The following is a 25128-nucleotide window of genomic DNA, read 5'->3' as shown; positions in this document are numbered from 1 at the left end:
TGCTGGGATCAGTGGCTCACATTTGGAGCTGCGACCATCACATCCAAATCGTACCGTCCGGCCCAGCTATATCCCCAGGCGATTGAAGTGGGCTTTGGAAGATCCCCCAAACTGACCTCAGGGACACTTGCGTCCTCACAGGAAAGCAAGATGGTCTCGTGATCGGGAAGATCATCGACCAAGTGTGTGAGCCATGGGCGAATGTGAAGGCTTTTGTCCCAGAGACTGAAAACTGCGAATGGACAGTTTTTGTAGACAAGCATGTGGCTGGCCTTCACCACCCTATGATAGAAAAAATCTTCGCCCGTCGAGAGGTAGACGCCTGCAGAGGGGATAGCGTCGTCCTCCTCCTCACGTCGACGCAAGATAGGCTCCTCAGGAAAGTGTGGTTCACCGTTTGTCGTGACCGGAGGTGGGAGCGCCCCATGCTCAGCCATTCGCAAAACGTTTTCTTTGAGCACACCAAGCAAGTCGGCAACTTCTGAGACTGTCAAATATTTGTCGGACATTGGTTTCCTTTCAATGGATGGTCCGACCCATTTGGTCCCGCCAAGCTCGTTCCGCTAGGCGCGTAATCCGCGATACTCTAGGGGAAGAGAACTCCGTCGAGATCGTCTCCGAGTGACCAATCCCGCCTGCGCCAAAACTTGAGCCAGGTCCAAGGGCCCAAACCCGACTGGTCAACTAGCCGCGGTAGCTGTGTCTATATCACTGCATGGACCAGGCGCCGGCGCCCCCACAAAAGTCAGTCGAGCTTCAGCCTCTTCGACCCTATCGCGTGAAGACACTGCGCTAGGAAGACAGCGCTGAAGCGTCCGCGTGACAGTTTGTTGCGGATGTTCGGCACCTTCTCCTCGACGCCGATGACAGCCAACTTCTCGGCCAAGTCGGCGTAGCTCAGACCCTGAAGCTTTAGCTCGGCCTTCAACACCCCGCTGATCAGTCGCTCCCACTCGGCTTCGGTCATCCGAACATTCTCCAGCAAAAAATCTTTGGCGGCCTATTGAAGGCAATTTTGCGCCACTTATGTATCGCATATAGTGCAAACACACCGTATACGATCAACTACCAATCCCAAGGAACTCACAACATGACCATCGACCAGACAACGGCAAAAGTGCTGACCGACCTTCTTCGCGAACTCTCCTCGGAACTGGACCTTCATCACGAAGATGAAGAGTTTACAGCCCTTAAATCAACGATTGAAACGCTGCGAAGCGCTGCCACCCTGATGACGGACGCCGGCCACAAGACCCCTGAAGTCTATCACCATGTCATGCGCCGCTTCGAACGGGCGACTCGTTCCTAACATAGCCGAAGCCAAACTTCACGGCGTCCAGCCTTCCTCCTCAAAGGACTTTCAATGACCAAACTGTTCGACCCGTTCATCTCGAGCTCCGACTATCTGGCCCTGGCGCGTGATCGCGACCGGACCGGAACATCCAGACTACACGAGGATCTCTCCCAAATGCTCGACAACGACTACGCCTGCGGCCTAAACCAAGAACACGTCGATGTCCTTATCTATCCCGCCAACTGGAGCTCCGCCGTACGCGATGAGAACAGGAAACCGCGGGCCTATCTCCACGCAAGGGTTAACCAAAAGGGAAACGCGGAGGTTAACTGGGCGCGAGGCGACCACGAAGTCGTTTATGAAAATGACTTTCTGGCCAGGTACGTGAGCGCGGCTCAGTCCGCCGCCTCGGTCACAGGGCGAGGCATCGGGGAACTGATGTGGTGGAAGGGCTTCGAGCTCCTGGTCAGCAATGCAATTATCCGCAGATCGCCTGTAGCCACCGCGCTCCTGTACGCCCACGCCGCCAGCCTCAACGAGCTCGCGTCCGTCATTGCCCAACACGTCAATCTGGTCGGCGCAACGGCGCTCAAGTTCACCTATCAGGATGCCGAAATAACCTCGGCGGACTTCGTGGCGACCATCCTGCCTGATCGGCTCCGAGAGATGATCCAGGAGCGAGGCCGGCGGAAGGCGGCAACGCTTCGAGAGGCCGTTGAACGCATGGCAAAGTTTGATCCTGAGGATCCTGAATGATCCTTTGCCACCCACTTCCTCCTTCCTCACGCAGCCAATGTTTGTCCAATGGTCTTCTTCGGTGGCACGTTTGCCCAAGGCTCGCGCGGCGTTCTTCGGATCTGCCGGATCGGCAGTCGTACCCCCAACGAATCCACCGGCTGGGCAGCGCCTGCTTGGCCGAGCTGTCCCGCTTCGGGGACGAGGATGAGCGGTACAGCCGGCTGGGTTTTTCGGCCGACATTTCCGCCCTGCATCTCGGCCACCTGCCGGAAGGTTTGGAACCGGCTCGACCGCGTATCTTTCGATCACGTGCGCGCCTCGAGGAAGGGGTACACGATATTCTGTGCTGACGGGCAGGGTTTGCGCGGGAATGGACCTACCTACGGCACGCACAAATTTTCGCTTTTTCGGGTAATAGCACTCGCCGCCGTCCGTCCCGCGGTCAAGAAAAGCCTCTCCCCCTATAGTACCACGCCCAAGGGCCATAGAACCATATTGTCCAGCGAACTAGATCAGGCTGGCTCCGCCACCTATGGCTTCCACACACCAGCGTGTCTTCTGATCTATGACCAACCGCATTTTTGAGAAAAGCAATCGCCCTGACCAAAACGCGCCGCTCCGGCTGGACATAGCCGCTCGAATCGCTTTCCCCGACGGTACGATGGGGGCACCAGGGCTGCGCAAGGAACGGGATGCTGGCCGACTAGTAACAGAGATGATCGCGGGGAAGGAGTATGTCACCTTGGCCGCGATCGCCGAGATGAGGGAAAGATGTCGAGGACTTCGAAAGGGGCACGCCTCGTCTGGCGGCACGAAAGCAGGAAGCAGGACGGATCCTTGCGGAGCCGGGCCGGCTGGTTCATCCGTGACGGCGGCACCTTCGTCAGCGCTTGCGGCGGCACTGGCAACCGCGAACAAGCTGAGAAAAGCCTCGCCGGCTTTATCACCGAAAAGTACGAGCCGGTCCGCGAGCGCAGTCGTGATCCCGCTACGGTCGCAATAGCCGACGCCATTGGTGTCTACCTAACCGACATCGCGCCAAATCACGCCAAGCCGAAGGAAACCGCTGGCCGTATGGTCTCGGTGCTGAACTGGTTTGGCAACAGGATGATCGGCGACATCGACGGTAAGAGCTGCCGCGACTATGCTAAAGCACACGGCGGTGGTGCAGCCGCTAGGCGGCAGCTGGAGGACTTGCGGGCAGCACTGAACAACTATCATCGAGAAGGCTACATAACCTCAGCGCCGGCCATCGTGCTGCCCTCTAAGTCCGCGCCCAGAGATCGCTGGCTGACACGAAACGAAGCGGCGGCTTTGATCCGCGCTGCGTGGCGTATGCGTCAGTCGTGGAAAGGTCTGGCTAGCCACCGTCGCACAGGGCGTCACGTCGCGCGCTTTATCCTTGTCGCGCTCTACACCGGCACGCGCTCGGCGGCGATCTGTGGTGCCGCCGTTCGACCTACCGAAGGGGCGGGCCATTTGGACCTGGAGCGCGGCGTTTTCTATCGTCGCGCAGCTGGTCGCCTCGAGACCAAGAAGCGCCAGCCGCCGGTGCGTCTGCCCGATCGTCTGCTTGCCCATGTGCGGCGATGGGCCATCACTCCGCTGGAGATCAAGACCATGGGTCGCGGCAAGAGCTCAAACGTCGGTCGAATGATAGCCCACGACTACGTCGTTGAGTGGAACGGGAAGCCCGTCCAGTCAATTAAGAAGGCGTTCCGCTCGGTGGTCGAGGCAGCCGGATTGGGCTGGTACGACGATGTTGAAGCCCCGGATGGAAGCGTCAGACGCATATTCCGGACCGACGTGACTCCGCACATCTTCCGCCACACCGCTGCAACATGGCTAATGCAACAAGGCTCCGACCCTTGGGCAGCCGCTGGCTTCCTCGGCATGACCGTCGAGATGCTGATCCAGACGTATGGCCACCATCATCCAGACTTCCAGGCAGAGGCGGCCGAGGCGATTGTCTCCAAGTCGCGCTACAGGAGCCTTCCAAAAAATGTGGTCCGCATGCCGGAGGCACAGACGACGAACGCCCCCACAGGCCCCCACAGAAACCCCACAGATATGCTAGATACAAAGGTGAACAAAGGTCGCCGACCGTAATGAAGAATGGCGGAAATCCGGGCTTTTTCTGGCAGACCCCGTCGTTCGGGACGAGGGGGTCGCAGGTTCAAATCCTGCCACTCCGACCAGAGAAAACAAAGAGTTAGCGCATCCCGACTTCGGCGCTCCGCCTGCCCCTCAAGCGAGATTACTCGCGTCCCCCGCCAGTCGGATGGGCGAATTTCTATTCGCCGTGCCTCTGTGACCCGGCCGACAGCGATGCCTGTTGCACTGGACAGTACCCAGTCCTGATGCCTTCATGCGTGCGCTCGCGGACAGTTTCGGGTAAACATCCCGACTGGTACGCGCCTCCCCCTCAGCGGAGGCCAAAAAAGCTCAAGATCGCTATCACGATGACCACAGCTCCAACGAGCCAAATGATATTGTTCATGATCTCTCTCCTGTTGCCTGGGAAGCCCGCGCCTCTGGCAGAGAACGCGGGCCCACCAGCCTTTGCCGACTGATCCGCAGCAGACACCAAATCGTGATCCCGGCTGCGGGAAATAAACCATCAGGCACGCCTAATGTTCCGCCGTTTGACGAGATCCAGCGATGACCAGTGAACGTTCGGGTCGATGCCGGACGACCGGAACCAAAGCGATCAGGGGCAGTTTATCCAATGAAGGGCTAATTAAGAAAATGGAGAAACTGCAATGAAAACAATGATCATGTGCGCGTTGGCGCTTTCCCTTGGACTGCCCGTTGTGGCTTCGGCAGCCGAAGCCGATGTGGTTGTTAGAACCCATCATCGACATCACGAAAGCGTCAAGATCATCAACGAAGACGGTCAGCGCTTGCACCACCGCCGCCATGGTACCGTAGCGTTCTATGACCATGGGCGCCGGCATCATCACCGCGATACTGTTGTCGTGACAGGTTCCGTCTCCACCCATCGTCACCACCATCGGCACCATCCCGTTGTGATCGAGAACGACGGGTACTGATCGCAGATCTCCGGCCCGATTCTTGATGAGTCGGGCCACGAAAGGCCTTTTGGCACGCATCCTGGGTCATGCTTTGGCGGCGCCGTCGGCAAGACCATTGCGCCCCACAGACTTAGGTCCGACCCCTCCCCGACCGAAGTCCAGGGTTGGAAACGTTTGCCCTTGCCCCAAATTCGAGTGGCGGGCAAAAAATGTCAATGAACTATGAGCAGCAGCATGTCGAACCGTGAGACCAAGAAATCCCATGCCCTGAGCATGCGCATGACAGAGATCAAAGCCAGGATGCAGGAAACCCAGATTACCGAAGACGAGATGAAGACCTTCCAGAAGGTCGCAGCCATCATGGAGGGCGGCGAGGGCCGAATCGAGGTTGACGATCTGATTGCCGCGTCCTTCCTCACCGAGACGACGCTGAACAGCCAGAAGCGTTAAGCGACCATGCCGACGATTTGCAGACTTTTTGATTCCCCCGTCGATGCGGCGCGGGTCGCCAGCGACTTGGTGGCAGCCGGAATTCCTCGCGTACAGATCGCGATCATCGGGCCTTACAATGACGAGGCGGGATCTCTTCGGGTTTCCGCTTTGGGATCGTTATTTGGCGCTGCCGCCGGCGGGTTGGTCTGCCTGAGTGCCGTTGCGGCCTATGGCATCAATCCTGTTGCTGCGGGCGTATTGCCAACAGCGGTGGCTGGCGCGGTCTGTGGCGGCGTTGCCGGTCTGTTTGGAACATTCGCCACGGCCGCCATAAAGGCGGATGATCAGGAGGTTGCCGAAGGGGTCGTTCTGGTGACGGCGCATGTCGATGAAAATGACGCCGACATCGCTCAGACAGTGCTCGGCGGTTGCCCCCCGTCGAGGTTCGTGGCCGAGGCAGCGTAGGAAAGGCCGCCCCGACGTCGCCGGAACCGGTACTCTCCGTTTGCCAGCGATTGAGCCCAACACTCGGCAGATAGCAATTCCAGTGACTGAGATGTTCCTGCGTCGGCCGCAAAGGCCGGGCCCAGTGGGAGGTTTCTTCGAGGCCGCATATTTTGACGAAAAGGTCTGTCGGTCTTAGGGTCGTGAACTTGATGGAGTCAGTGAACGGCGGGCCGAGTGCGACATGAATTTGAATTCAACCACAGCCTCTCCCTTGATTCTCGTGATGACGCTGGTTCTCGTCGCTGGCTGTTCATCGCTCGGCAGAACCGTCGATCCAGCGAAATACGATTCGATGACGTGCACCGACCTCAACAGGGCGATGGGAGACGTCGCCCGTGACATCTCGCAAACGGCAATCACGCGCGGCAAGGTCGCCAACACCAATGTTCCACGCTGGCTGCTCGGCGGCTCACGCGTGAAGACCGCGGTGGCCAACCGCGAAACAGCCAGGATCGACCGGCTTAAGCAGCAACAGGATGCCATTGCCGCTGTGCGAGCACGCAAGTGCCCGAGGTCCGCGAATTGAGCGGATAGCCAATGCCTCGGTGCGGAGCCTGGTTCAGGCGCTCGGGCGAAATCGCGTCACGTCGATTGCGGCGGCCATCAGCGTCTGTGTGTAAGCGTGCCGCGGATCGCTGAAAATCGCCTCGGTCGGCCCCTCCTCGACGATCTTGCCCTGTTTCATGACGATGATGTAGTCGGCCATGGCGCGCACGACCGACAGATCGTGGCTGATGAAGAGATAGGACAATTCGTGGTCCGCCTGCAGCTTGCGCAGCAGTTCGACGATCTGTTTCTGCACAGAGCGATCGAGCGCCGAGGTCGGCTCATCCAATACCACCAGCCTGGGCGTCAGGATCATGGCGCGAGCAATGGCGATGCGCTGCCGCTGGCCGCCGGAGAATTCGTGCGGGTAGCGATTGCGCGCGTTGGGGTCGAGGCCGACCTCGCGCAAGGCGTCGACCGCGCGTTGATCACGCTGCTTGCCCGAGAGATCAGGCTCATGCACCAGAAGTCCTTCGGTGACGACCTGGCCGACGGTCATGCGCGGCGACAGCGAGCCGAACGGGTCCTGGAAGACAAGCTGCATCTGGCGCCGCAGCGGCCGCATCGCCTGCCTGTCGGCTTGGGAAATGTCGCGATCGCCGAAACGGATAAGCCCGTCGCTCGGCAACAGCCGCAGCAAGGCGCGGCCGAGCGTCGACTTGCCCGAGCCGGATTCACCAACGATGCCGATGGTCTGGTTGCGCTGCAGCCGGATCGAGATGTGATCGACGGCACGCAGCATCAGCGGTTCACCAGCAAGAAACCCGCCGCCAATCCTGAACGTCACTTCGACATTTCTGCCTTCAAGCAGCACCGGAGCATTGGCGGGCGGCGGCGCCTTGCTGCCGGTCGGCTCGGCCGCCAGCAGCATTTTCGTGTAGGCATGCTGGGGATTGACGAAGATGGCCTCCGCCTCCCCCTCCTCGACAACCTCGCCCTGGCGCATGACATAGACCCGGTCGGCAAAGCGGCGGACTATGCCAAGATCGTGGGTGATGAAGACGATCGCCATGCCGAGCTTGCGCTGCAATTCGGCCAGAAGCATCAGGATCTGCGCCTGGATGGTCACGTCGAGCGCCGTCGTCGGCTCGTCGGCGATCAATATGTCAGGGTCGTTGGCGAGCGCCATCGCGATCATCACACGCTGGCGCTGGCCACCGGACATTTCATGCGGATAGGATTTCATCCGCCGCTCGGGATCGGGAATATGCACCAGCCGCAGCAGCTTGAGCGCCTCTTCCCGCGCGTCGGGGGCATTCAGGCCCCGGTGCCGGCGGATCGGCTCGATCAACTGATTGCCAATCGAATAGAGCGGATCGAGTGAAGTCATCGGCTCCTGAAAGATCATGCTGATCTTGCGGCCACGAACCTGGTTGAGCTCGGATTTGCTGAGCGTCAGAAGATTGCGGCCGCGATAATCGACGCTGCCTGTCGCTTCGCCATTCGATGCCAGCAGGCTCATCGCCGCCATCATCGTCTGGCTTTTGCCGGACCCGGATTCGCCAACCACGGCAACGGTCTCGCCTGATTTGATGTGGATGTTGATGCCCTTGACCGCCTCGACCGCGCCGTCCAGCGTGCGGAAGCGGACACGCAAATCCTTGACGCTGAGGATCGTTTCGGAAGCAGCCATCTCGGCGATCCCCATCTTAGCGATCCCTTGGGTCGAGTGCGTCGCGCAGGCCGTCGCCGACGAAATTCAGCGCGAACAGCGTCGAGACGAGGAAGAAGGCGGGGAACAGGAGCAGCCAGTTGGCGGTGCCGATGTTCTTGGCGCCGACCGAGATCAGCACGCCCCAGCTGGTCATCGGCTCCTGCACGCCGAGCCCCAGGAATGACAGGAAACTCTCCAGGATGATGACCTGCGGCACCAGCAGCGTCATGTAGATGACCACCGGGCCGAGCAGATTGGGAATGACGTGGCGCAGCAGGATACCGCGCTGGCCGACACCCATGGCTTCCGCCGCCTGGACATATTCCTGCCGGCGGATCGACAGCGCCTGGCCGCGCACGATGCGCGCCATGTCGAGCCACAGCACGGCGCCGACCGCCAGGAACATCAGCACGAAGTTGCGGCCGAAGAACACCACCAGCATGATGACGAAGAAGATGAAGGGCAAGGAATAGAGCACGTCGACGATGCGCATCATCACCTCGTCGATTTTACCGCCGGCAAAGCCGGCAGCGGCCCCGTAGACCACGCCGATGACCACCGCCACGACACCCGCGAGCAGGCCGATGGCCAGCGATATGCGCCCGGCCATCAGCGTGCGCGACAACAGGTCCCGGCCGGTGTTGTCGGTGCCGAACAGGAAATATTGCTGCTTGATCGAGGCGCTCATCGTCACTTCGAGACCGTCGGGCGACTTGCTCTCGATCTTGGTGCCGTCAAAGGCATCGGAACGGTCGAGATAACGGATGTTGCGATCGTCGATCGGCCTGGTCGACTTGACGGTGACGAAGACCTGGTTGCCTTCCTGCCGCCACTCCTTGATGTCGACCCGCATGCGCTTGATCGCTTCGGTAAGCGCCGTCTCGACCATGTCGGCCTTCGGATAGGCTGACAGGCTTGGCGGCATGCGCACATAGTCGGCATAGATGGTAGTGTATTGATGTGGCACGAACCACGGCCCGAACACGCTGACGACACCGATCAGGGCAAGGTAGTACAGGCTGAACATGGCGGCGCGATTGGCCTTGAGACGCGCCCAGGCATCCCCCCAGAGTGAACGGCCGATGACGGCGGGGGCTGTGGCTGTGATGTCAGTCATAGCGCACCCTCGGATCGACGACCGCGTACATGACGTCGACGATCAGGTTGAAGACAATGGTAAAGATGGCGATCACCACCACCGTTCCCATCACCAGCGTGTAGTCACGATTGAGCGCGGCATCGACGAAATAGCGGCCAACGCCTGGAATGGAGAAGATCGTCTCGACAATGACCGAGCCGGTCAGCAATGCCGCCGCCGCCGGACCGGTGAAGGAGACGATCGGCAGGATGGCGCCGCGCAGCGCGTGCTTGACCACCACCGACCAATCGGACAGGCCGAGCGCGCGCGCCGTGCGGATGTGATGGGACCGTAAGGATTCGATCATCGAGCCACGCATCAGCCGGGCGACGATGGCGATCTGCGGCAGAGCGAGCGTCAACACCGGACCGACCTTGTTGATGAAAGCGCCATCGCCCCACCCACCGATCGGCAGCAGCCTCCAGGTCAGCCCGAACAGGAGTTGGATCACCGGCGCGATGACGAAGGTTGGGATGGTGCTGCCGGCCGTCGCCAGCGCGATCACCGTATAGTCGCCAAGCTTGTTCTGGTTAAGCGCCGCAATGGTGCCGAGCACACAACCGAGCAGCAGCGCCAGGACGAGCGCCGAGGCGCCGAGCTGAACCGATATAGGCAGGCCCTTGGCGAAGAGTTCGGTGACGGTGAAGTCCGGCATGTTGTAGCTCGGGCCGAAATTGCCGCGCAGCAGATTGCCGAGATAATGGACGAATTGCAGCCAGAGCGGGTCGTTGAGGCCGAACTGGGCTTCGAGATTGGCCTTGATCTCGGGGCTCAGCCCCCGCTCTTGGTTGAATGGGCCGCCCGGCGCGACGCGCATCAGGAAAAACGCCATGGTCACGATGACGAACAGCGTCGGGATGGCGGTCAGAAGCCGCCGTAATACGTATCGCAGCATCGGTGCCCCGCTTGATCCAGAGCAACGCGCGTCCAGCCGGACGGTTGCGCTCTAGCCTTCAAATCTTCGCACCGACATGCCGAAAATCGATTCCGGTTTCCGGACCGATGCGATGGCAAACCAGCACCGCCGCGCATTGAGTTGCGCGGCGGCCCGGCTAAGGATCAGTCCTTACTGATGAAGCGGGACGGATGGATATCCATCACATTGTCGTCGAAGCCATGCAGCTTCGAGGAAACGATGTCGTGGAAGCTGTAGTAGAGAAGCGGAATGTTACCGACGTCATCGACAAGGATGCGCTCGGCCTCAGCGAGGTCCTTCATGCGCTCTTCCGGCTTACCGCCGGCAGCCGCCGCCTTGTCCATGGCCGCTTCATATGCCGGGCTGACATAGCTCGAATAGTTGTTACCGCTGGCCTTGCGGGTGATGCCGAGGAAGGTCTCCGGATCCTTGTAGTCGGCGATCCAGGCGGCACGCGCCACGTCGTAGTCGCCCTTCTGCTCGAGGAAGGAGTAGTGGGTCTTGGTGTCGGTGTTGACGAGCGAGACGTCGACGCCGAGCGGCTTCAACTGTTCCTGGATGGCGACGGCCGTGTTCTTGTGGTTTTCCGACGTGTTGTAGCGGATCTCCATCTTCAAGGGATGCTCGGGCGTATAGCCGAGTTTCTCGAGGGTCTTCTTGGCAGCGTCCTCGCGGTCGATCTGCGACATGTCGGCGTATTTGGCCGTTGCCGGCGAGTAGCCCGCGATGCCCGGAGGCACCATCGAATAGCCAGGCAGCATCGAGTTCTGCCAGACCTTCTCGGCGAGGAAGTCGCGGTCGATCGCCATCGAGATGGCGTTGCGCAGTTCGACATTGTCCCACGGCGCCTTGTCGGTCTTGATCGCATAATAATAGGTGCCGAGATAAGGTCCGACGCGGACCTGGTCGCCGAACTTGGTCTTGAGGTCAGCGAGCTGTTCGGTCGGCAGGTCGCCGTAGCTGTCGAGTTCGCCGGCCTCGAAGCGCTTCATCGCCGATGAGCGGTCTTCGGTCGGGATATAGTTGACGACGTCCATCTTGACGGTCGCGGCGTCCCAGAATTTCGGATTCTTGACCAGCTTCATGTGGTCGTTGGGAATCCACTCGGCCAGCGTATAGGCGCCGTTCGAAACGAGATTACCCGCCTTGATCCAGTCGGCGCCGAGCTTGTCGATCGAAGCCTTGTTGACCGGATAGGTGGCCTGATGGGTCAGCATCTCCAGGAAGTAAGGCGTCGGCGCCTTCAGCGTGACTTCGAGGGTATTTGCATCAATCGCTTTGACACCCATATCCTCCGGCTTGCCCTTCTTGGTGTTGACGTCCTCCGCACCCTTCACCGGGTACAGCATCGAGGCGTATTCGGCAGCGGTGGCCGGGTCTTCCAGCCGACGAAACGAATAGACGAAGTCGTCCGCCGTCACCGGGCTGCCATCCGACCAGAGGCCATCCTTGCGCAGCTTGAAGGTGTAGACAGTGCCGTCGTCGGACACTGTCCAGCTTTCGGCCGCGCCCGGAATGAGGTTCGTCTTCTGGTCATGCATGACCAGGCCCTGGAACAGGTCGCGTATGATATCGGCTTCGTAGACTGTCGAGGTCTTGTGCGGATCGACCGTCTCCGCTTCGGCGGCGCTGCCTCTGTTATAGACGGTCTCGGCGAAAGCCGGCGTGTAGAACGTGCCGGCGGCCAGCGCCATGGTCGTGGCGAGCACCGTCGCCTTCAGCATGTTTTTCAGCATGAAGTTCTCCCTGTCGGCGCTGCCGTTGGCGCGCCTATTAAGTGTTGACGCCCTGGAGCCGATATCTGACCCCTTTGAGCGCGCCGCTGGTTCCCATCCTGCGGCTCGTGCCCAGACACTAACGCGGAGAATTTTTATTTCAACAGACTCTCTGGGTCACCCAAAGTAAGGCGGACGAAAGCTATGGCGTGGCCGCTGAAACACCAGCCGAAACCAGAAGCTTGACTTGGTTTCTTCACCTCGACGTCATTTTTCACCGCGAATCGGAGCCACGCCAGTTTGCCGGAATGTCTTAATGCGTTCTTAAGCAACCACAGGTTACATTATGATTGCCTTCTATACAGTTCGATCTCAGACGCGTGGCGGCTATGAGCAACGGAGCAAGTAAATTGCCCAAGGTCTTTCAATTGGTGCGAAAATTTCAAGAGGAACGTGGAACTTCTGCGGTCGAATTTGCCTTACTTTCACCGATTTTCATTCTTCTTCTACTCGGAATGGTTGCATATGGTATATACTTCGGCGCCGCCAACTCGATCCAGCAGATCGCAGCGGATGCCGCCCGCACGGCAATTGCCGGGCTGAACCAGACCGAGCGCCAGACGCTCGTGGCCAGCTTCGTCACCAACAATGCCGGCGGATATCCCTTCGTGGATGTCAGCAAGTTGACCTACCAGGCCAACGACAGCGCGGCCGATGGAAGCCAGTTCGTGGTGGCCATCCAGTACGATGCCCGCAACCTGCCGATCTGGAACCTTTTCCCGGGCATAGCCATGCCCGGGACCACCATCAAGCGCCAGTCAACGATTAGGGTCGGGGGCATTTAAATGCTGCTGCATGCGTGCAATGGGATCGGTCGGCTTGCCCGGTTGATGCTGGGTGACAGGAAAGCGAACTTCACCGTCATGGCGGCATTGAGCGCGCCGGTGGCGCTGGCGCTGGCCGCGGTGGCCATCGACGAAGCCTCGATCTACACCGAGCGCCGCGAAGCACAGGCAATGGTGGATCTGGCGGCGATCACCGCCGCCTCGAACATGACCAAAGTCAACACCGCGGTTGTCACCACGCTGACCGACAACGGCATGCCAGGGGTTGTCGTTCAAAGCTCGGGACAGACGATCGAGCCGGCGGCCGGCAAAACCGTCGTGACGGTCACACCCGGGCGATATGTGGCATCCGGCGCCAATGTGGGCCAGCGTTTCCAGGCCAGCGTAACACCCTACAATGCCGTCCGCGTCACCCTGAAGAAGATCCCTGCCCGCTATTTCGCGAGTTCGCTGATCCCCACTCCCGTCATCGGCACCCAAGCCATCGCCAGCATGACGCCGCAGGCGACGTTCTCGGTCGGATCGAGGCTCGCCAGCCTCGATGGCGGTATCCTCAACGCGCTTCTCGGCGGACTTCTCGGCAGCAACATCTCGCTCAGCGTCATGGACTACAACGCGCTGCTCTCTGCGGATGTGAGCGTGCTCTCCTTCGTCGACGGCCTTGCCACACAGTTGAACCTGACCGGCGTATCGTATACGGATGTGCTGGCATCGAAGGCGACCGTCGGCCAAATCGCCACGGCCATGGCCAATGTGCCGGGGCTTGGCAACACGGCCAAGGTCGCCCTGCAGACGATCGCTTCCAAGTCGACCAGCACGGTCAAGATCCCGCTCAGTCATCTGGTCGATCTCGGCTCCGTCGGCAAGTTGGGCCTCGGCCAAAAGCCGGCCGGCCTTGGCGTCGATGCCAGTGCGATGGGCATGCTGACCGCTGCCGCCGGACTGGCAAACGGTTCGAAGCAGGTCGACGTCGCGCTCGGCGCCGCCATTCCGGGGGTGCTGTCGACCACGCTCGCCATCGCTATCGGCGAACCGCCGCAATCCTCGCCATGGCTGGCGGTTGGCGAGGTCGGCGCCATTGTGCGGACGGCGCAGACCCGCATCAAGCTAATAGTGAAGATCGGGGGCGGCAACAAAAATGTCGGAGGCGGTATCACCTTGGTATCGGTCAGTTTGCCCCTGCATGTCGAAGTCGCCTATGCCGAGGCCAAGCTCACGGACATAAGTTGTCCAACAGGCCCTGACAGTATCAAGGTCACCGTTGCTACACGTCCCGGTATCGTCGAAGGACATCTCGGTGACAGCAGCAGCGCCGGCTTTGCCGATTTCACCAATAAGGAGACGTTTTCCAACACCGAAATCGCGGCCGTGAAACTTCTGCTCATTCCCGTGGTGTCCGTAGTGGGCTCGGCGGCGTTTAACATGGCCAATAACCCCGCGACGACGCTGACTTTCAACAAGGCCGACATCGATGCCAAGACGATAAGGACCGCTTACACGCAAAACTTTACCCAATCGTTGACTACGTCGCTGGTCAGCGGCCTGTCGCTGACGGCGAATTTACTCGGCCTGCCGCTGAATCTGGACGCCCTTCTGGGATTTGTGAAGCCGCCGGTGGTGGCACTTCTGAACAGCGTGGCAGCACCGATCGATACCTTGCTTGCCAACCTGCTTGGAGCCCTTGGCGTGCGTCTCGGCGAGGCGGATGTCCGGGTCACCGGTGCGACTTGTGGACGCTCCGTGCTGGTGCAGTAGAGCAGTCGAGGCATCAGTCGAGCCTACCGAGGAAGCATCCAAGTCCCGGCAGCAAAAGCTCGACCTCCCTGGTTAGCGAGGCATCGCCGTCAAGTTCCGTAACCACTCCGATGTCCCCCGGCAACGGCCAATTGGCCGATCCCCCGCCGAAATTGAAGACACAGAGCAGTCTTTCGCCGCCGCCCTCGCGAATGAAAGCAAGCAGGTCACCCTCGGCGTCGAGAAATCGGATCGAGCCTGACACCAGCGCCTCATGCTTCCCGCGCAAGGCCAGCGTGGTCCGATAGGACTTCAGCACCGAGGCCGTGTCGGCATTCTGGACGTCGACCGCGCGGGCGCGATGGCTGGCCGGTATCGGCAGCCACGGCCTGGCCGTGGAGAAGCCTGCATTGTCGGCGCCGGCCTCCCAGACCATTGGCGTGCGACACCCATCCCTGCCCTTGACGCCTGGCCAGAAGCGGATGCCGACGGGATCGCGCAGATCCTCATAGGCCAGCTCCGCCTCCTCCAGGCCCAACTCCTCGCCCTCATAGAGGCAGATCGAGCCGCGCAGGCAGGCGAGCAGCATGATCGAGAATCTTGCGACCGCATCGGGATCGCTGTCCGGCCTTGTCCAGCGGCTGACATGGCGCACCACATCATGGTTGGAGAACGCCCAACAGACCCAGCCGTCGGAGACGGCCGCCTCGAAGGCTGCGACGCAGCCACGCACATGCGCGGCCGAGAACTGCGGACCGAGCAGGTCGAAGGTGTAACACATATGCAGCTTGTCGCCGCCTGAGGTGTAGGCGGCGAGCGTCTGCAGCGAGCGGCCTTCATCGCCGATTTCGCCGACCGCGGCGCGGTTGTCGTATTCATCGAGCAGCGCCCTGAAGCGGCGCAGGAACGCCAGGTTTTCCGGCTGCGTCTTGTCGAACAGATGCTCCTGGTAGAGGTAGGTGTTGGTCTCGCCGTTGGTGCCGGCGACGCTCGACGCCAGCGGCGGATTGCTGCGCAGCCAGCGGTCGTGGACATAGTAATTGACCGTATCGAGCCGGAAGCCATCGACGCCGCGCTCCAGCCAGAACCGCACCGTGTCGAGAAGCGCGTCCTGGACCTCCGGGTTGTGGAAATTCAGGTCGGGCTGCGAGGCAAGGAAATTGTGCATGTAATACTGCCGGCGGGTCGAATCCCATTCCCAGGCCGGGCCACCGAAGACGGAGAGCCAGTTGTTGGGCGCGCCGCCATCGGGCTTGGTATCGGCCCAGATGTACCAGTCGGCCTTGGGGTTATCGCGGCTGGCGCGGCTTTCGGCAAACCAGTCGTGCTTGTCGGACGAATGCGACAGCACCTGGTCGATGACGATCTTCAGGCCGAGACGATGCGCCTCGGCGACCAGCGCATCGAAGTCCTCGAGCGTGCCGAATATCGGATCGACATCGCAGTAATCCGACACGTCGTAGCCCATATCGGCCATCGGCGACTTGAAGAAAGGCGACAGCCAGACGGCGTCGACACCAAGCGAGGCGACATGAGCGAGCCTCGACGTAATGCCGGCGAGATCGCCGCTGCCGTTGCCGGTCGTGTCCTGAAAGGAGCGCGGATAGACCTGGTAAATGACGCAGCCGCGCCACCATCCGGTCCTGTCACCTGCCGCCATTGCGCTTCTCCCCTGTGCCGGCCTGCGCTCGTTCGATCATGAAGATCACCGCCCGTCCCGATATCGGTCGCGAACTGTCCGCTGGCTCGGCGGTTTCGAGGGCTGGCACCCAGCAAAATCCTTCACGCTCAGGCAAGGTGAACATGCAGGCCCGACGATCGCCGTTGACGAGCACCGCAAGACGGCGCTCGTCGTCGCTGGCGCCACCCAGGATCATGACAAGACGGTGCTGCTGCGGATCTTGCCAGCCTTGTCCATCGAGCGGCGTGCCCGTTTCGGTCAGCCATGCGACGTCCGGCGTCCCCGAACCTGCCTGCGGCTGGCCAGTTAGGAAGCTTGTATCGAAGAGCGCCGGCATCGACCGGCGCAGCCTCGAGAGTTCCACCGTGTAGCGCTCCAGCGCCTGGTCACGGCCGGCCCAGACGAGCCAGGTGATCTCGTTGTCCTGCGCATAGGCGTTGTTGTTGCCTTGCTGGGTGCGGCCGAATTCGTCGCCCGCGGTCAGCATGATGGTGCCGCGTGAGGCAAACAGCGTGGCGAGCAGCGCGCGCTGATCGTTCAGGCGAGCAGTTGGTACGGCCGGATCGTCCGCATCCCCTTCGACGCCGTTGTTCCAGGACAGGTTTTCATTGTGGCCGTCGCGGTTCTGCTCGCCATTGGCTTCGTTGTGCTTGCGCTCGTAGCGCACGATATCGGCGAGCGTCATGCCGTCATGGGCGGCGATGAAATTGACGGTCCGACTGGCGTTTTGCCTGTTCGTTGCGAACACATCGGACGAACCGGCAAGCCGGGTCGCCAGCGCACCGACCATGCCGGCGTCGCCGCGCCAGAAGCGTCTGACATCGTCGCGATACTTGTCGTTCCATTCGAGGAAGGGCGGCGGGAAATTACCGAGCTGATAGCCGTCGGAACCGATGTCCCACGGCTCGGCGATCAACACCCGATCGGCCAGCAGCGGGTCGTCGCGCATCGCTCTCAGCAACGACGCCTCGGCATCGAATGTTCCTTCGACCCTGCCCAAAATGGGCGCCAGGTCGAAGCGGAAGCCGTCGACGCCGGCATCCCTGACGAAATGGCGAAGCGTGTCGAGGACCATCTCCTGGACGACAGGATGGTCGCAAGCGACCGTGTTGCCGGTGCCGGTATCGTTGGCCAGCCCGCCGTCCGATGAGTGCCGGTAGTAGGCCTGGTTGTCCAGACCGCGCAGCGACAACGTCGGGCCAAGCCAGTCGCTCTCGCCGGTGTGGTTGAAGACGAGGTCGAGGATGACGCCGATGCCAGCCTCGCGCAGCACGGCGACCGTGTTTCGCAACTCCATGATGCCGCCCGGCGCCAAACGCGGATCGAGGGCCATGAAAGTCACGGGATTGTAGCCCCAGGCATTGCGCAGCCCGAGCGGCGGCAAATGTCGCTCATCGATCGACGCGGTCACCGGCATCAGTTCGACCGCGCCAACCCCGAGTTTTTTCAGATGCTCGATAACCGCCGGGTGAGCAAGTGCGGCGACTGTTCCGCGCAATTTTTCGGGAATGTCCGGATGCAGCATGGTGAAGGCGCGCACCGGCACTTCGTAAATAAGGCCGCCCGGCTGGAATAGCGGCGGGGCAGCCTGCACCGGCTTCGGCAGCGCAGCGGCAATCGCCTTCGGCATCAGCGGTGCGGTATCGGCGCCCTCGCCCCGGCGCTGGGCCAGCCGCCAGTCATAGACATAGGACCTGTCGATCTCGACGGCGTAAGGATCGGTCAGGAGCTTGGCAGGGTCGAACCACAGCCCGCGCTCCGGCGCGTAGTCGCCATCGGCGCGAAAGCCGTAGCGGATGCCCTGGCCAAGGCCCGCAACGAACAGCGCATGGACGCCCTCACCTTCCGGCTGCAGTTCGAGCCGTTCGATCTCCCGGTTGCCCTGCTCGTCGAAGATCGAGAGCCAGAGCCGACGGGCGGCCTGCGACCAAGCGGCAAAGCGGATGCCTTCGCGGGTGACGGTGGCGCCGAGCTGGGTCACTGGAAAATACCGCCAAGGTTAGCGCGAGGCACCCCCCTCTGCCCTGCCGGCCATCTCCCCCTCAAGGGGGGAGATCGGACCGTCGCATCGCTTTCGCCAACGGCTAACGCAGCATGAGGAACGAGGCGCTGAAACTGCCGATCTCCCCCCTTGAGGGGGAGATGGCCGGGAGGCCAGAGGGGGGTACAGCGCCATACGCCCGTCATTATCTAACCTGGCGCTCTGCGAGAGCTATGGGCGCGTGCAGCGCCACCCTCAAGTAATCACACTTGGCTCGGCGCGGCCGGTATGGCTGTGAATCCCGGCAATATCATCGGCCGCGGCTATCAGATCGGCAAGGGCGGCCTGGGTGTCGAGGTCGTGCCTCGACTTGTCCGACTCGTAGCGCTCGATATAGACGCGCAGCGTCGCGCCTGACGTGCCGGTGCCGGACAGCCGAAAGACCACCCGCGAACCGCCTTCGAACAGAACCCTGATGCCCTGATGCTCGCTGGTCGAACCATCGACCGGATCGTGATAGGCAAAGTCGTCGGCGCTGGCGATTGTCATGCCGCGCACGCTGGCACCCGGCAGCGCGCCGAGCTTGGCGCGCAGTTCGTCGACCAATGCGTTGGCGCGGTCGCTCTCAACCTCTTCATAATCATGCCGCGAATAGTAGTTGCGACCGTAGGTCGCCCAGTGCTCGGCGACGATCTGCTTGCAGCTTTCGCCCCGCGCGGCAAGGATGTTGAGCCACAAAAGCACCGCCCAAAGGCCGTCCTTTTCGCGGACGTGGTTGGAACCGGTGCCGGCACTTTCCTCGCCGCAGATCGTCGCCATGTCGGCGTCGAGCAGATTGCCGAAGAACTTCCAGCCTGTCGGCGTCTCATAGAGGGCGATGCCGAGTTTTTCGGCGACGCGGTCGGCAGCGCCACTGGTCGGCATCGAGCGGGCGATGCCCTTCAGCCCGCCCTTGTAGCCGGGCGCCAGGCGGGCGTTGGCGGCAAGCATGGCGACCGAGTCCGACGGGGTGACGAAAATGCCCTTGCCGATGATCAGATTGCGGTCGCCGTCGCCATCCGAGGCAGCGCCGAAATCCGGCGCGTCTGGTCCCATCATCTCGTCATAGAGGTGCTTGGCATGGACGAGGTTCGGGTCCGGGTGATGGCCGCCGAAATCCGGCAGCGGCTTGAAATTGCGGCAGGTGCCGATGGGCGCGCCGAGCCGGTTTTCCAGGATCTCCTTGGCGTAGGGGCCGGTCACCGCGTGCATGGCGTCGAAGCGCATGCGGAAGCCGGATTTGAACAGTTTGCGCAAGGCATCGAAATCGAACAGGCTTTCCATCAGTTCGGCATAGTCGGCGACCGGGTCGATGATCTCGACCGTCATGCCGGCGGCCTTGACCGTGCCTGTTGTGTCGATGTCGATCGGATCGATGTCGGCGATCTTGAAGCTCGAAATCGCCCTGGTCTTTTCGAAGATCACGTCGGTCAGCTTTTCCGGCGCCGGGCCGCCATTGCCGGCATTGTACTTGATGCCGAAATCCTCATGCGGACCGCCCGGATTGTGGCTGGCCGACAGGATGATGCCGCCAAAGGTCTTGTATTTGCGGATGACATGCGAGGCGGCCGGCGTCGACAGGATACCGCCCTGCCCGACCATCACCTTGCCGAAGCCGTTGGCGGCTGCCATGGCGATGGCCTTCTGGATGACCTCGCGGTTGTAGAAGCGGCCATCGCCGCCGATCACCAGGGTCTTGCCCTTGAAACCGTCGAGCGCGTCGAAGATCGACTGGATGAAATTCTCGGCATAGTGCTCCTGCTGAAAGACAGGCACCTTCTTGCGCAGGCCCGACGTGCCGGGCTTCTGGTCGGAATAAGGCTTGGTGGGGACGGTGCGTATCATGCTTCAGGCAACCCTTTTCGAAAGCAGAGAGCGATAGAGTTCGACATATTTTTCCGCGCTCTTGTCCCATGACACATCGGCCTTCATGCCCTGGCGCTGCAACGATTCCCAGACCGCCGGACTGGCATGTGCGTCGACGAGGCGGCGGATGGCGTGCAGCAAGGCACCGCCATTGTTGGGCGCGAACTGGAAGCCGGTGGCGACGCCGGCCGAAACGGCAGCCTCATTGGCGTCGATTACCGTGTCGGCAAGGCCGCCGGTGCGGGCAACCACGGGTACGCAGCCATAGCGCAGGCCGTAAAGCTGCGTCAGCCCGCACGGTTCGAAGCGCGAGGGAATGACGATGGCGTCGCAGCCGCCTTGCATGATGTGCGACAGCCCCTCGTCGTAGCCGACAACGACCCCAATGCGGCCGCGATGCCGGGCGGCGGCGGCGAGCAGCGCGCCTTCGAGGCCGGCATCGCCCGAGCCGAGGATGGCCAGGCGCGCGCCGGTCGCAACAATGCCGTCGACCGCTGTCGCCAAGGTATCCATGCCCTTTTGCCAGGTCAGGCGGCTGACGACGCAGACGATCGGGCTGTCGTCGCGCTCAAGGCTGAAGCGGTCTTCCACGGCAACCCTGTTGGGCGCGCGCGCCTTCAGCGTGCTAGCCGTATAGGTGGACACCAGGTGCTTGTCGGTTTCCGGATCCCAGATGTCGGTGTCGATGCCGTTGACTATGCCATAGAGATCGCTGGAGCGCATGTTGATGAGGCCGTCGAGGCCCATGCCGAATTCCGCCGAGCGGATCTCCTGCGCGTAGGTCGGACTGACCGTGGTGATCGCCCAGGCGGCCTGCAGGCCGGCCTTGAGGAAGCCGACACCGCCATAATATTCGACGCCGTCGAGCGCCATCGCCGCTGCCGGCAGGCCGAGTTCGCCAAAGATGGCGGCGCCGAACTGGCCCTGGAAAGCGAGGTTGTGGACAGTCATCATCGATGGCACGCCGACCGCCTTGCCGTAGCGCATATAGGCCAGCGTCATCGCCGACTGCCAGTCATGGGCGTGGACGATGTCGGGCTGGTAGCCCGAGATGGCGCCACCGGCAATGTCGCCGCCGACCTGGCTCAACGCCGCGAAACGCCGCCAATTGTCTGGCCAGTCCACGCCGGTGGCGTTGCCGTAGGGACCGCCGGGACGGTCGAACAAATGCGGCGCATCGAGCACGAACAGTTCGAGCCCGGCGAGTTGGACTGAATGGACGGAGGCCTTGCCGCCCTGCAGCAAGGGATATTGCAGAACCGCCCGCTTCTTCTTGAAGGCGGCCATGACGGTCGGAAACCCTGGGATGAGCGTGCGCACGGTCACGCCCTTGCCCGCCAAGGCAATGGGCAGCGCGCCGGTCACGTCGGCAAGCCCTCCGGTCTTGATCAGCGGAAAGATCTCGGGCGTGACCGACAGAACCTGCATGCGTTAGAGCCCTAACTTGTCGATCATGTCCTGGGTGACCAGGCAGATGCCTTTCTCCGAGACCCGAAAGCGCTTGGCATCGAGGACGGGATCTTCGCCGACCACCAGGCCTTCCGGTATCCTAACACCATGGTCGATGACCACGCGCTTCAACTTTGCGTTCCGGCCGACATGAACGTCGGGCAGCATGACGACTTCTTCCAGCGTCGAAAAGGAATTGATGCGCGCGCCGGTGAAGATCAGGCTTCTTTTGAGCGACGCACCGGAGACGATGCAGTCGCCCGAGACAAGCGAGGACACGGCCGAACCGCGGCGGCCATCCTCGTCATGCACGAACTTTGCCGGCGGCTTCAATTCGGCATAGGTCCAGATCGGCCAGTCGCGGTCGTAGAGGTCGAGTTCAGGCGTGATGTCGGTCAGGTCGATATTGGCTTCCCAATAGGCGTCGACCGTTCCGACGTCGCGCCAGTAGGCCTCGTTCTCGGCGGTCGAGCGGACGCAGGATTTGGCGAAGCGATGCGCGATCGCCTTACCGTGCTGGACGATATAGGGGATGATGTCCTTGCCGAAGTCGCGGCTTGAGCCCGGCTCGGCCGCATCGCGGCGCAATTGCTCCATCAGGAATTTGGTCTTGAACACGTAGATGCCCATCGAAGCCAGCGCGAATTCCGGCTTATCGGGAATGCCGGGCGGATCGGCGGGTTTTTCGACGAAGGCGATGATGTTGTCCTTGGCATCGACATGCATGACGCCGAAGCCGGTGGCTTCCATGCGCGGCACTTCGAGGCAGCCGACGGTGACATCGGCATTGGCGTCGACGTGCTGGCGAAGCATCATCTCGTAGTCCATCTTGTAGATGTGGTCGCCGGCCAAGATCACCATGTATTCGGGCCCGTAGGCCTCGATGATGTCGATGTTCTGATAAACGGCGTCGGCGGTGCCTTCATACCACTGCGTTTCCGAGACGCGCTGGCTGGCCGGCAGGATGTCGAAACTCTCGTTTCGCTCGGGCCGCAGGAAGTTCCAGCCGCGCTGCAGATGACGGATCAGCGAATGCGCCTTGTACTGGGTGGCAACGCCAAGGCGGCGAATGCCGGAATTCAGAGCATTGGAGAGCGCGAAGTCGATAATGCGCGTCTTGCCGCCGAAATATACGGCCGGCTTGGCACGCCGGTCGGTCAGTTCCCTGAGGCGGCTCCCACGGCCGCCGGCCAATACATAGGCCATGGCATCGCGCGCCAGCGGCTGGGTCCGTTTCAAGTCTGCCATTTCTACCCTCCCAAGTTACTCGATATCGACATGGCTCAGTCGGTAACGAGTTCAAGCATGATCGTCGACAGCGGCGGCAAAAGCATCGTCGCGGAGATGCTTCCTCCCTCCGCCCGTGCCTCGACCATGCCGCCATTGCCCTTGCCGGACCCGCCATATTCGGAAGCGTCGGTGTTGATGATTTCGCGCCATTTGCCTGATATCGGCAACGGCACGCGATAATTGTCACGCGGCACCGGCGTGAAATTGGAAATGACGGCCACCGGGCTGCCGCCCGGTGCACTGCGCAGCCAGGCAAAAACCGAATTCTGGCTGTCATCGACGATCAGCCAGGAAAACCCTTCCGGCTCACAATCACGGCCATGCAGTGCCGGGCGCGAACGGTAGAGATAGTTGAGATCGCGCACCGTCTGCCAGACGCCGCGATGCGGCCGGAATTCAAGCAGGTTCCAGTCGAGCGCGCGCGCCTCGCTCCATTCGCGGCGCTGCGCGAACTCCTGCCCCATGAACAGCAGCTTCTTGCCGGGGTAACCCCACATGAAGGCATAGTAGGCGCGTAGCGTCGCGAATTTCTGCCAGTCGTCGCCAGCCATCTTGCCAAGCAATGTGCCTTTGCCGTGCACGACCTCGTCATGCGAGAGCGGCAGCACGAAATTCTCGGAGAAGGCGTAGGTCAGGCCGAAGGTGAGGTCGTTGTGGTGGTGCTTTCGGAAGATCGGTTCCTTGGAGAAATACTCCAGCGTGTCGTGCATGAAGCCCATATTCCACTTGAAGCCGAAGCCCAGCCCGCCTTCATGCACCGGTGCCGAGACCTTCGGCCAAGAGGTCGATTCCTCGGCGATGGTCATCACGCCCGGATGGTGGCCGTAGACCTCCTTGTTCATCTTCTGCAGGAAGCTGACCGCCTCAAGGTTCTCGCGGCCGCCTTTCTCGTTGGGGATCCATTCGCCGGCCTTGCGCGAATAGTCGAGGTACAGCATCGAGGCGACCGCATCGACGCGAAGTCCGTCGACATGGTATTTCTCGGCCCAGAACAACGCATTGTTGACCAGGAACGACACCACCTCGCGGCGGCCGAAATTGTAGATCGCGGTGTTCCAGTCAGGATGAAACCCCTTGCGCGGATCGGCATGTTCATAGAGCGCGGTGCCATCGAAATTGGCCAGGCCGTGCTCATCGACCGGGAAATGCGCCGGCACCCAGTCGAGAATAACGCCGACGCCGGCACGGTGGGCGCCGTCGACGAAGCGGGCAAAGCCGTCCGGATCGCCAAAGCGGGCCGATGGCGCGTAGAGCCCGGTCGTCTGGTAGCCCCAGGACGGGTCATAGGGATGTTCAGAGATCGGCATGAATTCGATATGGGTGAAGCCGGTCTCGACCACATAGGGGATCAGCCGGTCGGCCAGTTCGTCCCATGACAGGAACGTACCGTCGTCGCGAAGCTGCCAGGAGCCGGCATGGACCTCGTAGATCGAAATGGCTTCGCGCCGGTGATCGGCATTGCGCCAGAAATTGCGATGCGCCTCATCGCCCCACTCATGCGCCGGCGGCACAGCAACGACCGAAGCGGTGGCCGGACGCAGTTCGGATTTGAAGGCGAACGGATCGGCCTTCAGCGGCAGCCTGACGCCGTCGGGGCCGATGATCTCGTATTTGTAGGGCCGGCCAGCACCGATATCGGGAATGAACACCTCCCAGATGCCGGTGTCGCGGCGGTCGCGCATCGAGTGCCGGCGGCCGTCCCATTCGTTGAAATCGCCGACCACAGAGACACGCCGCGCATTGGGAGCCCAGACGGCGAAATGCACGCCCGTGGCGCCTTCGTGCTCGATGACATGGGCGCCGAGCTTGTCGAACAGCCTGAGATGCGATCCCTCGGCGATGTAGTAGTCGTCCATCGGCCCGAGCACCGGACCGAACGAATAGGGATCGGTCAGCCACCAGTCGCCGCCGGCGTTGCGCGCGTGATAGCGAAGCGGTTGCCGCTTCTTGATCGAGAGCTTGCCTTCGAAAAAGCCGCCATCGTCGCGCCTGGACAATTCACCCGCGATGGTGCCGGTCAGCGTATAAGCGGTGACGAATTCGGCATTCGGAACAAAGCAGCGGGCCACAAAACCCTTCCCAGCCTCCTGAACACCGAGAACGGCAAACGGATCGCCATGCGTGCCGGCAACAATCGCCGCAACATCGCTGGCTGCCGCCAGTCCGTCCGGCCCGCTTGTCGCAGCGGTCGCGCGCGGCTTCTTCATCAGGCAGTGTCCCTCCCCAGGCACCGAGTGTTTGTTTCTAGTGGTGTGATCCGACTTTCAA

21 protein-coding genes are annotated in these 25128 nt (G+C 61.5%); 8 read left to right on the top strand and 13 right to left on the bottom strand.

The window, feature by feature from the left end; genetic code table 11:
- Positions 1-8: 8 nt before the first annotated feature.
- Positions 9-509 carry a hypothetical protein gene (locus EOA19_RS05380; RefSeq protein ID WP_128302934.1) on the bottom strand — a complete coding sequence of 167 codons (501 nt, stop codon included), beginning with the start codon at positions 507-509 and terminating at the stop codon, positions 9-11.
- Positions 510-745: 236 nt separating this feature from the next.
- The gene (locus EOA19_RS05375; protein ID WP_023808488.1) at positions 746-967 is read right to left on the bottom strand and encodes a DUF6471 domain-containing protein; all 222 of its coding nucleotides are present in this window, start codon (positions 965-967) and stop codon (positions 746-748) included.
- A 123-nt stretch (positions 968-1090) separates the two neighbouring features.
- Here EOA19_RS05375 and EOA19_RS05370 point away from each other — a divergent pair, with 123 nt between their 5' ends.
- The 3 genes from EOA19_RS05370 to EOA19_RS05360 all read left to right on the top strand — a co-directional run bounded on the left by EOA19_RS05370 (position 1091) and on the right by EOA19_RS05360 (position 4141).
- A complete protein-coding gene (locus tag EOA19_RS05370) occupies positions 1091-1309 on the top strand; it encodes a hypothetical protein (protein WP_023808489.1) in 219 nt (72 codons plus the stop codon).
- Positions 1310-1363: 54 nt separating this feature from the next.
- Complete coding sequence (locus tag EOA19_RS05365; RefSeq protein WP_128302933.1) at positions 1364-2050, top strand: hypothetical protein; 687 nt, start codon at positions 1364-1366, stop codon at positions 2048-2050.
- Positions 2051-2803: 753 nt separating this feature from the next.
- A complete protein-coding gene (locus EOA19_RS05360) occupies positions 2804-4141 on the top strand; it encodes a site-specific integrase (RefSeq protein ID WP_128302932.1) in 1338 nt (445 codons plus the stop codon).
- 521 nt (positions 4142-4662) lie between these two features.
- On the opposite strand, the gene EOA19_RS35175 is transcribed toward EOA19_RS05360, so the two are convergent.
- On the bottom strand, positions 4663-5124 hold the full coding sequence (locus EOA19_RS35175; RefSeq protein WP_164892850.1) for a hypothetical protein: 462 nt from the start codon (positions 5122-5124) through the stop codon (positions 4663-4665).
- Positions 5125-5346: 222 nt separating this feature from the next.
- On the opposite strand from EOA19_RS35175, the gene EOA19_RS05350 reads away from it, so the two are divergent.
- The 3 genes from EOA19_RS05350 (at position 5347) to EOA19_RS05340 (ending at position 6532) form a co-directional block, all read left to right on the top strand.
- Positions 5347-5517, top strand: a complete 171-nt coding sequence (locus tag EOA19_RS05350; protein WP_348629818.1) for a hypothetical protein — start codon at positions 5347-5349, stop codon at positions 5515-5517.
- 6 nt (positions 5518-5523) lie between these two features.
- Positions 5524-5964, top strand: a complete 441-nt coding sequence (locus EOA19_RS35780) for a hypothetical protein (RefSeq protein ID WP_023808494.1) — start codon at positions 5524-5526, stop codon at positions 5962-5964.
- Between the two features lie 223 nt (positions 5965-6187).
- A complete protein-coding gene (locus EOA19_RS05340) occupies positions 6188-6532 on the top strand; it encodes a hypothetical protein (RefSeq protein ID WP_128302930.1) in 345 nt (114 codons plus the stop codon).
- A 33-nt stretch (positions 6533-6565) separates the two neighbouring features.
- On the opposite strand, the gene EOA19_RS05335 is transcribed toward EOA19_RS05340, so the two are convergent.
- The 4 genes from EOA19_RS05335 to EOA19_RS05320 form a co-directional block, all read right to left on the bottom strand.
- Entirely contained in the window at positions 6566-8185 is a 1620-nt protein-coding gene (locus EOA19_RS05335; RefSeq protein ID WP_128302929.1) for an ABC transporter ATP-binding protein, read from the bottom strand.
- Between the two features lie 16 nt (positions 8186-8201).
- The gene (locus tag EOA19_RS05330; RefSeq protein ID WP_128302928.1) at positions 8202-9323 is read right to left on the bottom strand and encodes an ABC transporter permease subunit; all 1122 of its coding nucleotides are present in this window, start codon (positions 9321-9323) and stop codon (positions 8202-8204) included.
- Positions 9316-10239, bottom strand: coding sequence for an ABC transporter permease subunit (locus tag EOA19_RS05325; protein WP_027035849.1), 924 nt, complete (start codon positions 10237-10239; stop codon positions 9316-9318). The genes EOA19_RS05330 and EOA19_RS05325 overlap by 8 nt, the downstream gene beginning before the upstream one ends.
- A 164-nt stretch (positions 10240-10403) precedes the next feature.
- Positions 10404-11996 (bottom strand): peptide ABC transporter substrate-binding protein, encoded by a 1593-nt coding sequence (locus EOA19_RS05320; RefSeq protein ID WP_023808499.1) that lies wholly within the window; start codon positions 11994-11996, stop codon positions 10404-10406.
- 389 nt (positions 11997-12385) lie between these two features.
- On the opposite strand from EOA19_RS05320, the gene EOA19_RS05315 reads away from it, so the two are divergent.
- Positions 12386-12820, top strand: a complete 435-nt coding sequence (locus tag EOA19_RS05315; protein ID WP_127295651.1) for a TadE/TadG family type IV pilus assembly protein — start codon at positions 12386-12388, stop codon at positions 12818-12820.
- A complete protein-coding gene (locus EOA19_RS05310; RefSeq protein ID WP_128302927.1) occupies positions 12821-14575 on the top strand; it encodes a TadG family pilus assembly protein in 1755 nt (584 codons plus the stop codon).
- A gap of 13 nt (positions 14576-14588) precedes the next feature.
- Here the strand turns inward: EOA19_RS05310 and EOA19_RS05305 are convergent, their stop codons facing one another.
- The 6 genes from EOA19_RS05305 to glgB all read right to left on the bottom strand — a co-directional run bounded on the left by EOA19_RS05305 (position 14589) and on the right by glgB (position 25067).
- Entirely contained in the window at positions 14589-16214 is a 1626-nt protein-coding gene (locus tag EOA19_RS05305; RefSeq protein WP_128302926.1) for an alpha-glucosidase family protein, read from the bottom strand.
- Positions 16201-18216: a glycogen debranching protein GlgX gene (gene glgX, locus EOA19_RS05300; protein ID WP_128302925.1), complete on the bottom strand. Its 2016-nt coding sequence runs from the start codon at positions 18214-18216 to the stop codon at positions 16201-16203. Before glgX ends, EOA19_RS05305 begins: the two co-directional genes overlap by 14 nt.
- A gap of 255 nt (positions 18217-18471) precedes the next feature.
- Positions 18472-20100 (bottom strand): alpha-D-glucose phosphate-specific phosphoglucomutase, encoded by a 1629-nt coding sequence (locus EOA19_RS05290; protein WP_128302924.1) that lies wholly within the window; start codon positions 20098-20100, stop codon positions 18472-18474.
- A 3-nt stretch (positions 20101-20103) separates the two neighbouring features.
- Positions 20104-21549 carry a glycogen synthase GlgA gene (gene glgA, locus EOA19_RS05285; protein WP_128302923.1) on the bottom strand — a complete coding sequence of 482 codons (1446 nt, stop codon included), beginning with the start codon at positions 21547-21549 and terminating at the stop codon, positions 20104-20106.
- Between the two features lie 3 nt (positions 21550-21552).
- Positions 21553-22818, bottom strand: coding sequence for a glucose-1-phosphate adenylyltransferase (gene glgC, locus EOA19_RS05280; RefSeq protein ID WP_023808506.1), 1266 nt, complete (start codon positions 22816-22818; stop codon positions 21553-21555).
- Positions 22819-22853: 35 nt separating this feature from the next.
- Positions 22854-25067, bottom strand: coding sequence for a 1,4-alpha-glucan branching protein GlgB (gene glgB / locus EOA19_RS05275; RefSeq protein ID WP_128302922.1), 2214 nt, complete (start codon positions 25065-25067; stop codon positions 22854-22856).
- Between the last annotated feature and the right edge of the window lie 61 nt (positions 25068-25128).

It is taken from the genome of Mesorhizobium sp. M7A.F.Ca.US.010.02.1.1, assembly GCF_004023085.1.
Classification (GTDB): Bacteria; Pseudomonadota; Alphaproteobacteria; order Rhizobiales; family Rhizobiaceae; genus Mesorhizobium.
The sequence above is the reverse complement of the archived record's forward strand: the minus strand, read 5'-3'. Positions and strand labels throughout refer to the sequence as shown.

What these genes read in the sequence shown, in the direction of transcription:
- EOA19_RS05370 (WP_023808489.1), top strand. Translation starts at nt 1,091, where the DNA reads ATGACCATCGACCAGACAACGGCAAAAGTGCTGACCGACCTTCTTCGC.
- EOA19_RS05380 (WP_128302934.1), bottom strand. Translation starts at nt 509, where the DNA reads ATGTCCGACAAATATTTGACAGTCTCAGAAGTTGCCGACTTGCTTGGT.
- EOA19_RS05325 (WP_027035849.1), bottom strand. Translation starts at nt 10,239, where the DNA reads ATGCTGCGATACGTATTACGGCGGCTTCTGACCGCCATCCCGACGCTG.
- glgB (WP_128302922.1), bottom strand. Translation starts at nt 25,067, where the DNA reads ATGAAGAAGCCGCGCGCGACCGCTGCGACAAGCGGGCCGGACGGACTG.
- EOA19_RS05375 (WP_023808488.1), bottom strand. Translation starts at nt 967, where the DNA reads ATGACCGAAGCCGAGTGGGAGCGACTGATCAGCGGGGTGTTGAAGGCC.
- EOA19_RS05335 (WP_128302929.1), bottom strand. Translation starts at nt 8,185, where the DNA reads ATGGCTGCTTCCGAAACGATCCTCAGCGTCAAGGATTTGCGTGTCCGC.
- EOA19_RS05365 (WP_128302933.1), top strand. Translation starts at nt 1,364, where the DNA reads ATGACCAAACTGTTCGACCCGTTCATCTCGAGCTCCGACTATCTGGCC.
- EOA19_RS05290 (WP_128302924.1), bottom strand. Translation starts at nt 20,100, where the DNA reads ATGATACGCACCGTCCCCACCAAGCCTTATTCCGACCAGAAGCCCGGC.
- EOA19_RS05350 (WP_348629818.1), top strand. Translation starts at nt 5,347, where the DNA reads ATGACAGAGATCAAAGCCAGGATGCAGGAAACCCAGATTACCGAAGAC.
- EOA19_RS05305 (WP_128302926.1), bottom strand. Translation starts at nt 16,214, where the DNA reads ATGGCGGCAGGTGACAGGACCGGATGGTGGCGCGGCTGCGTCATTTAC.
- EOA19_RS05310 (WP_128302927.1), top strand. Translation starts at nt 12,821, where the DNA reads ATGCTGCTGCATGCGTGCAATGGGATCGGTCGGCTTGCCCGGTTGATG.
- EOA19_RS05330 (WP_128302928.1), bottom strand. Translation starts at nt 9,323, where the DNA reads ATGACTGACATCACAGCCACAGCCCCCGCCGTCATCGGCCGTTCACTC.
- EOA19_RS05320 (WP_023808499.1), bottom strand. Translation starts at nt 11,996, where the DNA reads ATGCTGAAAAACATGCTGAAGGCGACGGTGCTCGCCACGACCATGGCG.
- glgA (WP_128302923.1), bottom strand. Translation starts at nt 21,549, where the DNA reads ATGCAGGTTCTGTCGGTCACGCCCGAGATCTTTCCGCTGATCAAGACC.
- EOA19_RS35780 (WP_023808494.1), top strand. Translation starts at nt 5,524, where the DNA reads ATGCCGACGATTTGCAGACTTTTTGATTCCCCCGTCGATGCGGCGCGG.
- EOA19_RS05360 (WP_128302932.1), top strand. Translation starts at nt 2,804, where the DNA reads ATGTCGAGGACTTCGAAAGGGGCACGCCTCGTCTGGCGGCACGAAAGC.
- glgC (WP_023808506.1), bottom strand. Translation starts at nt 22,818, where the DNA reads ATGGCAGACTTGAAACGGACCCAGCCGCTGGCGCGCGATGCCATGGCC.
- EOA19_RS05340 (WP_128302930.1), top strand. Translation starts at nt 6,188, where the DNA reads ATGAATTTGAATTCAACCACAGCCTCTCCCTTGATTCTCGTGATGACG.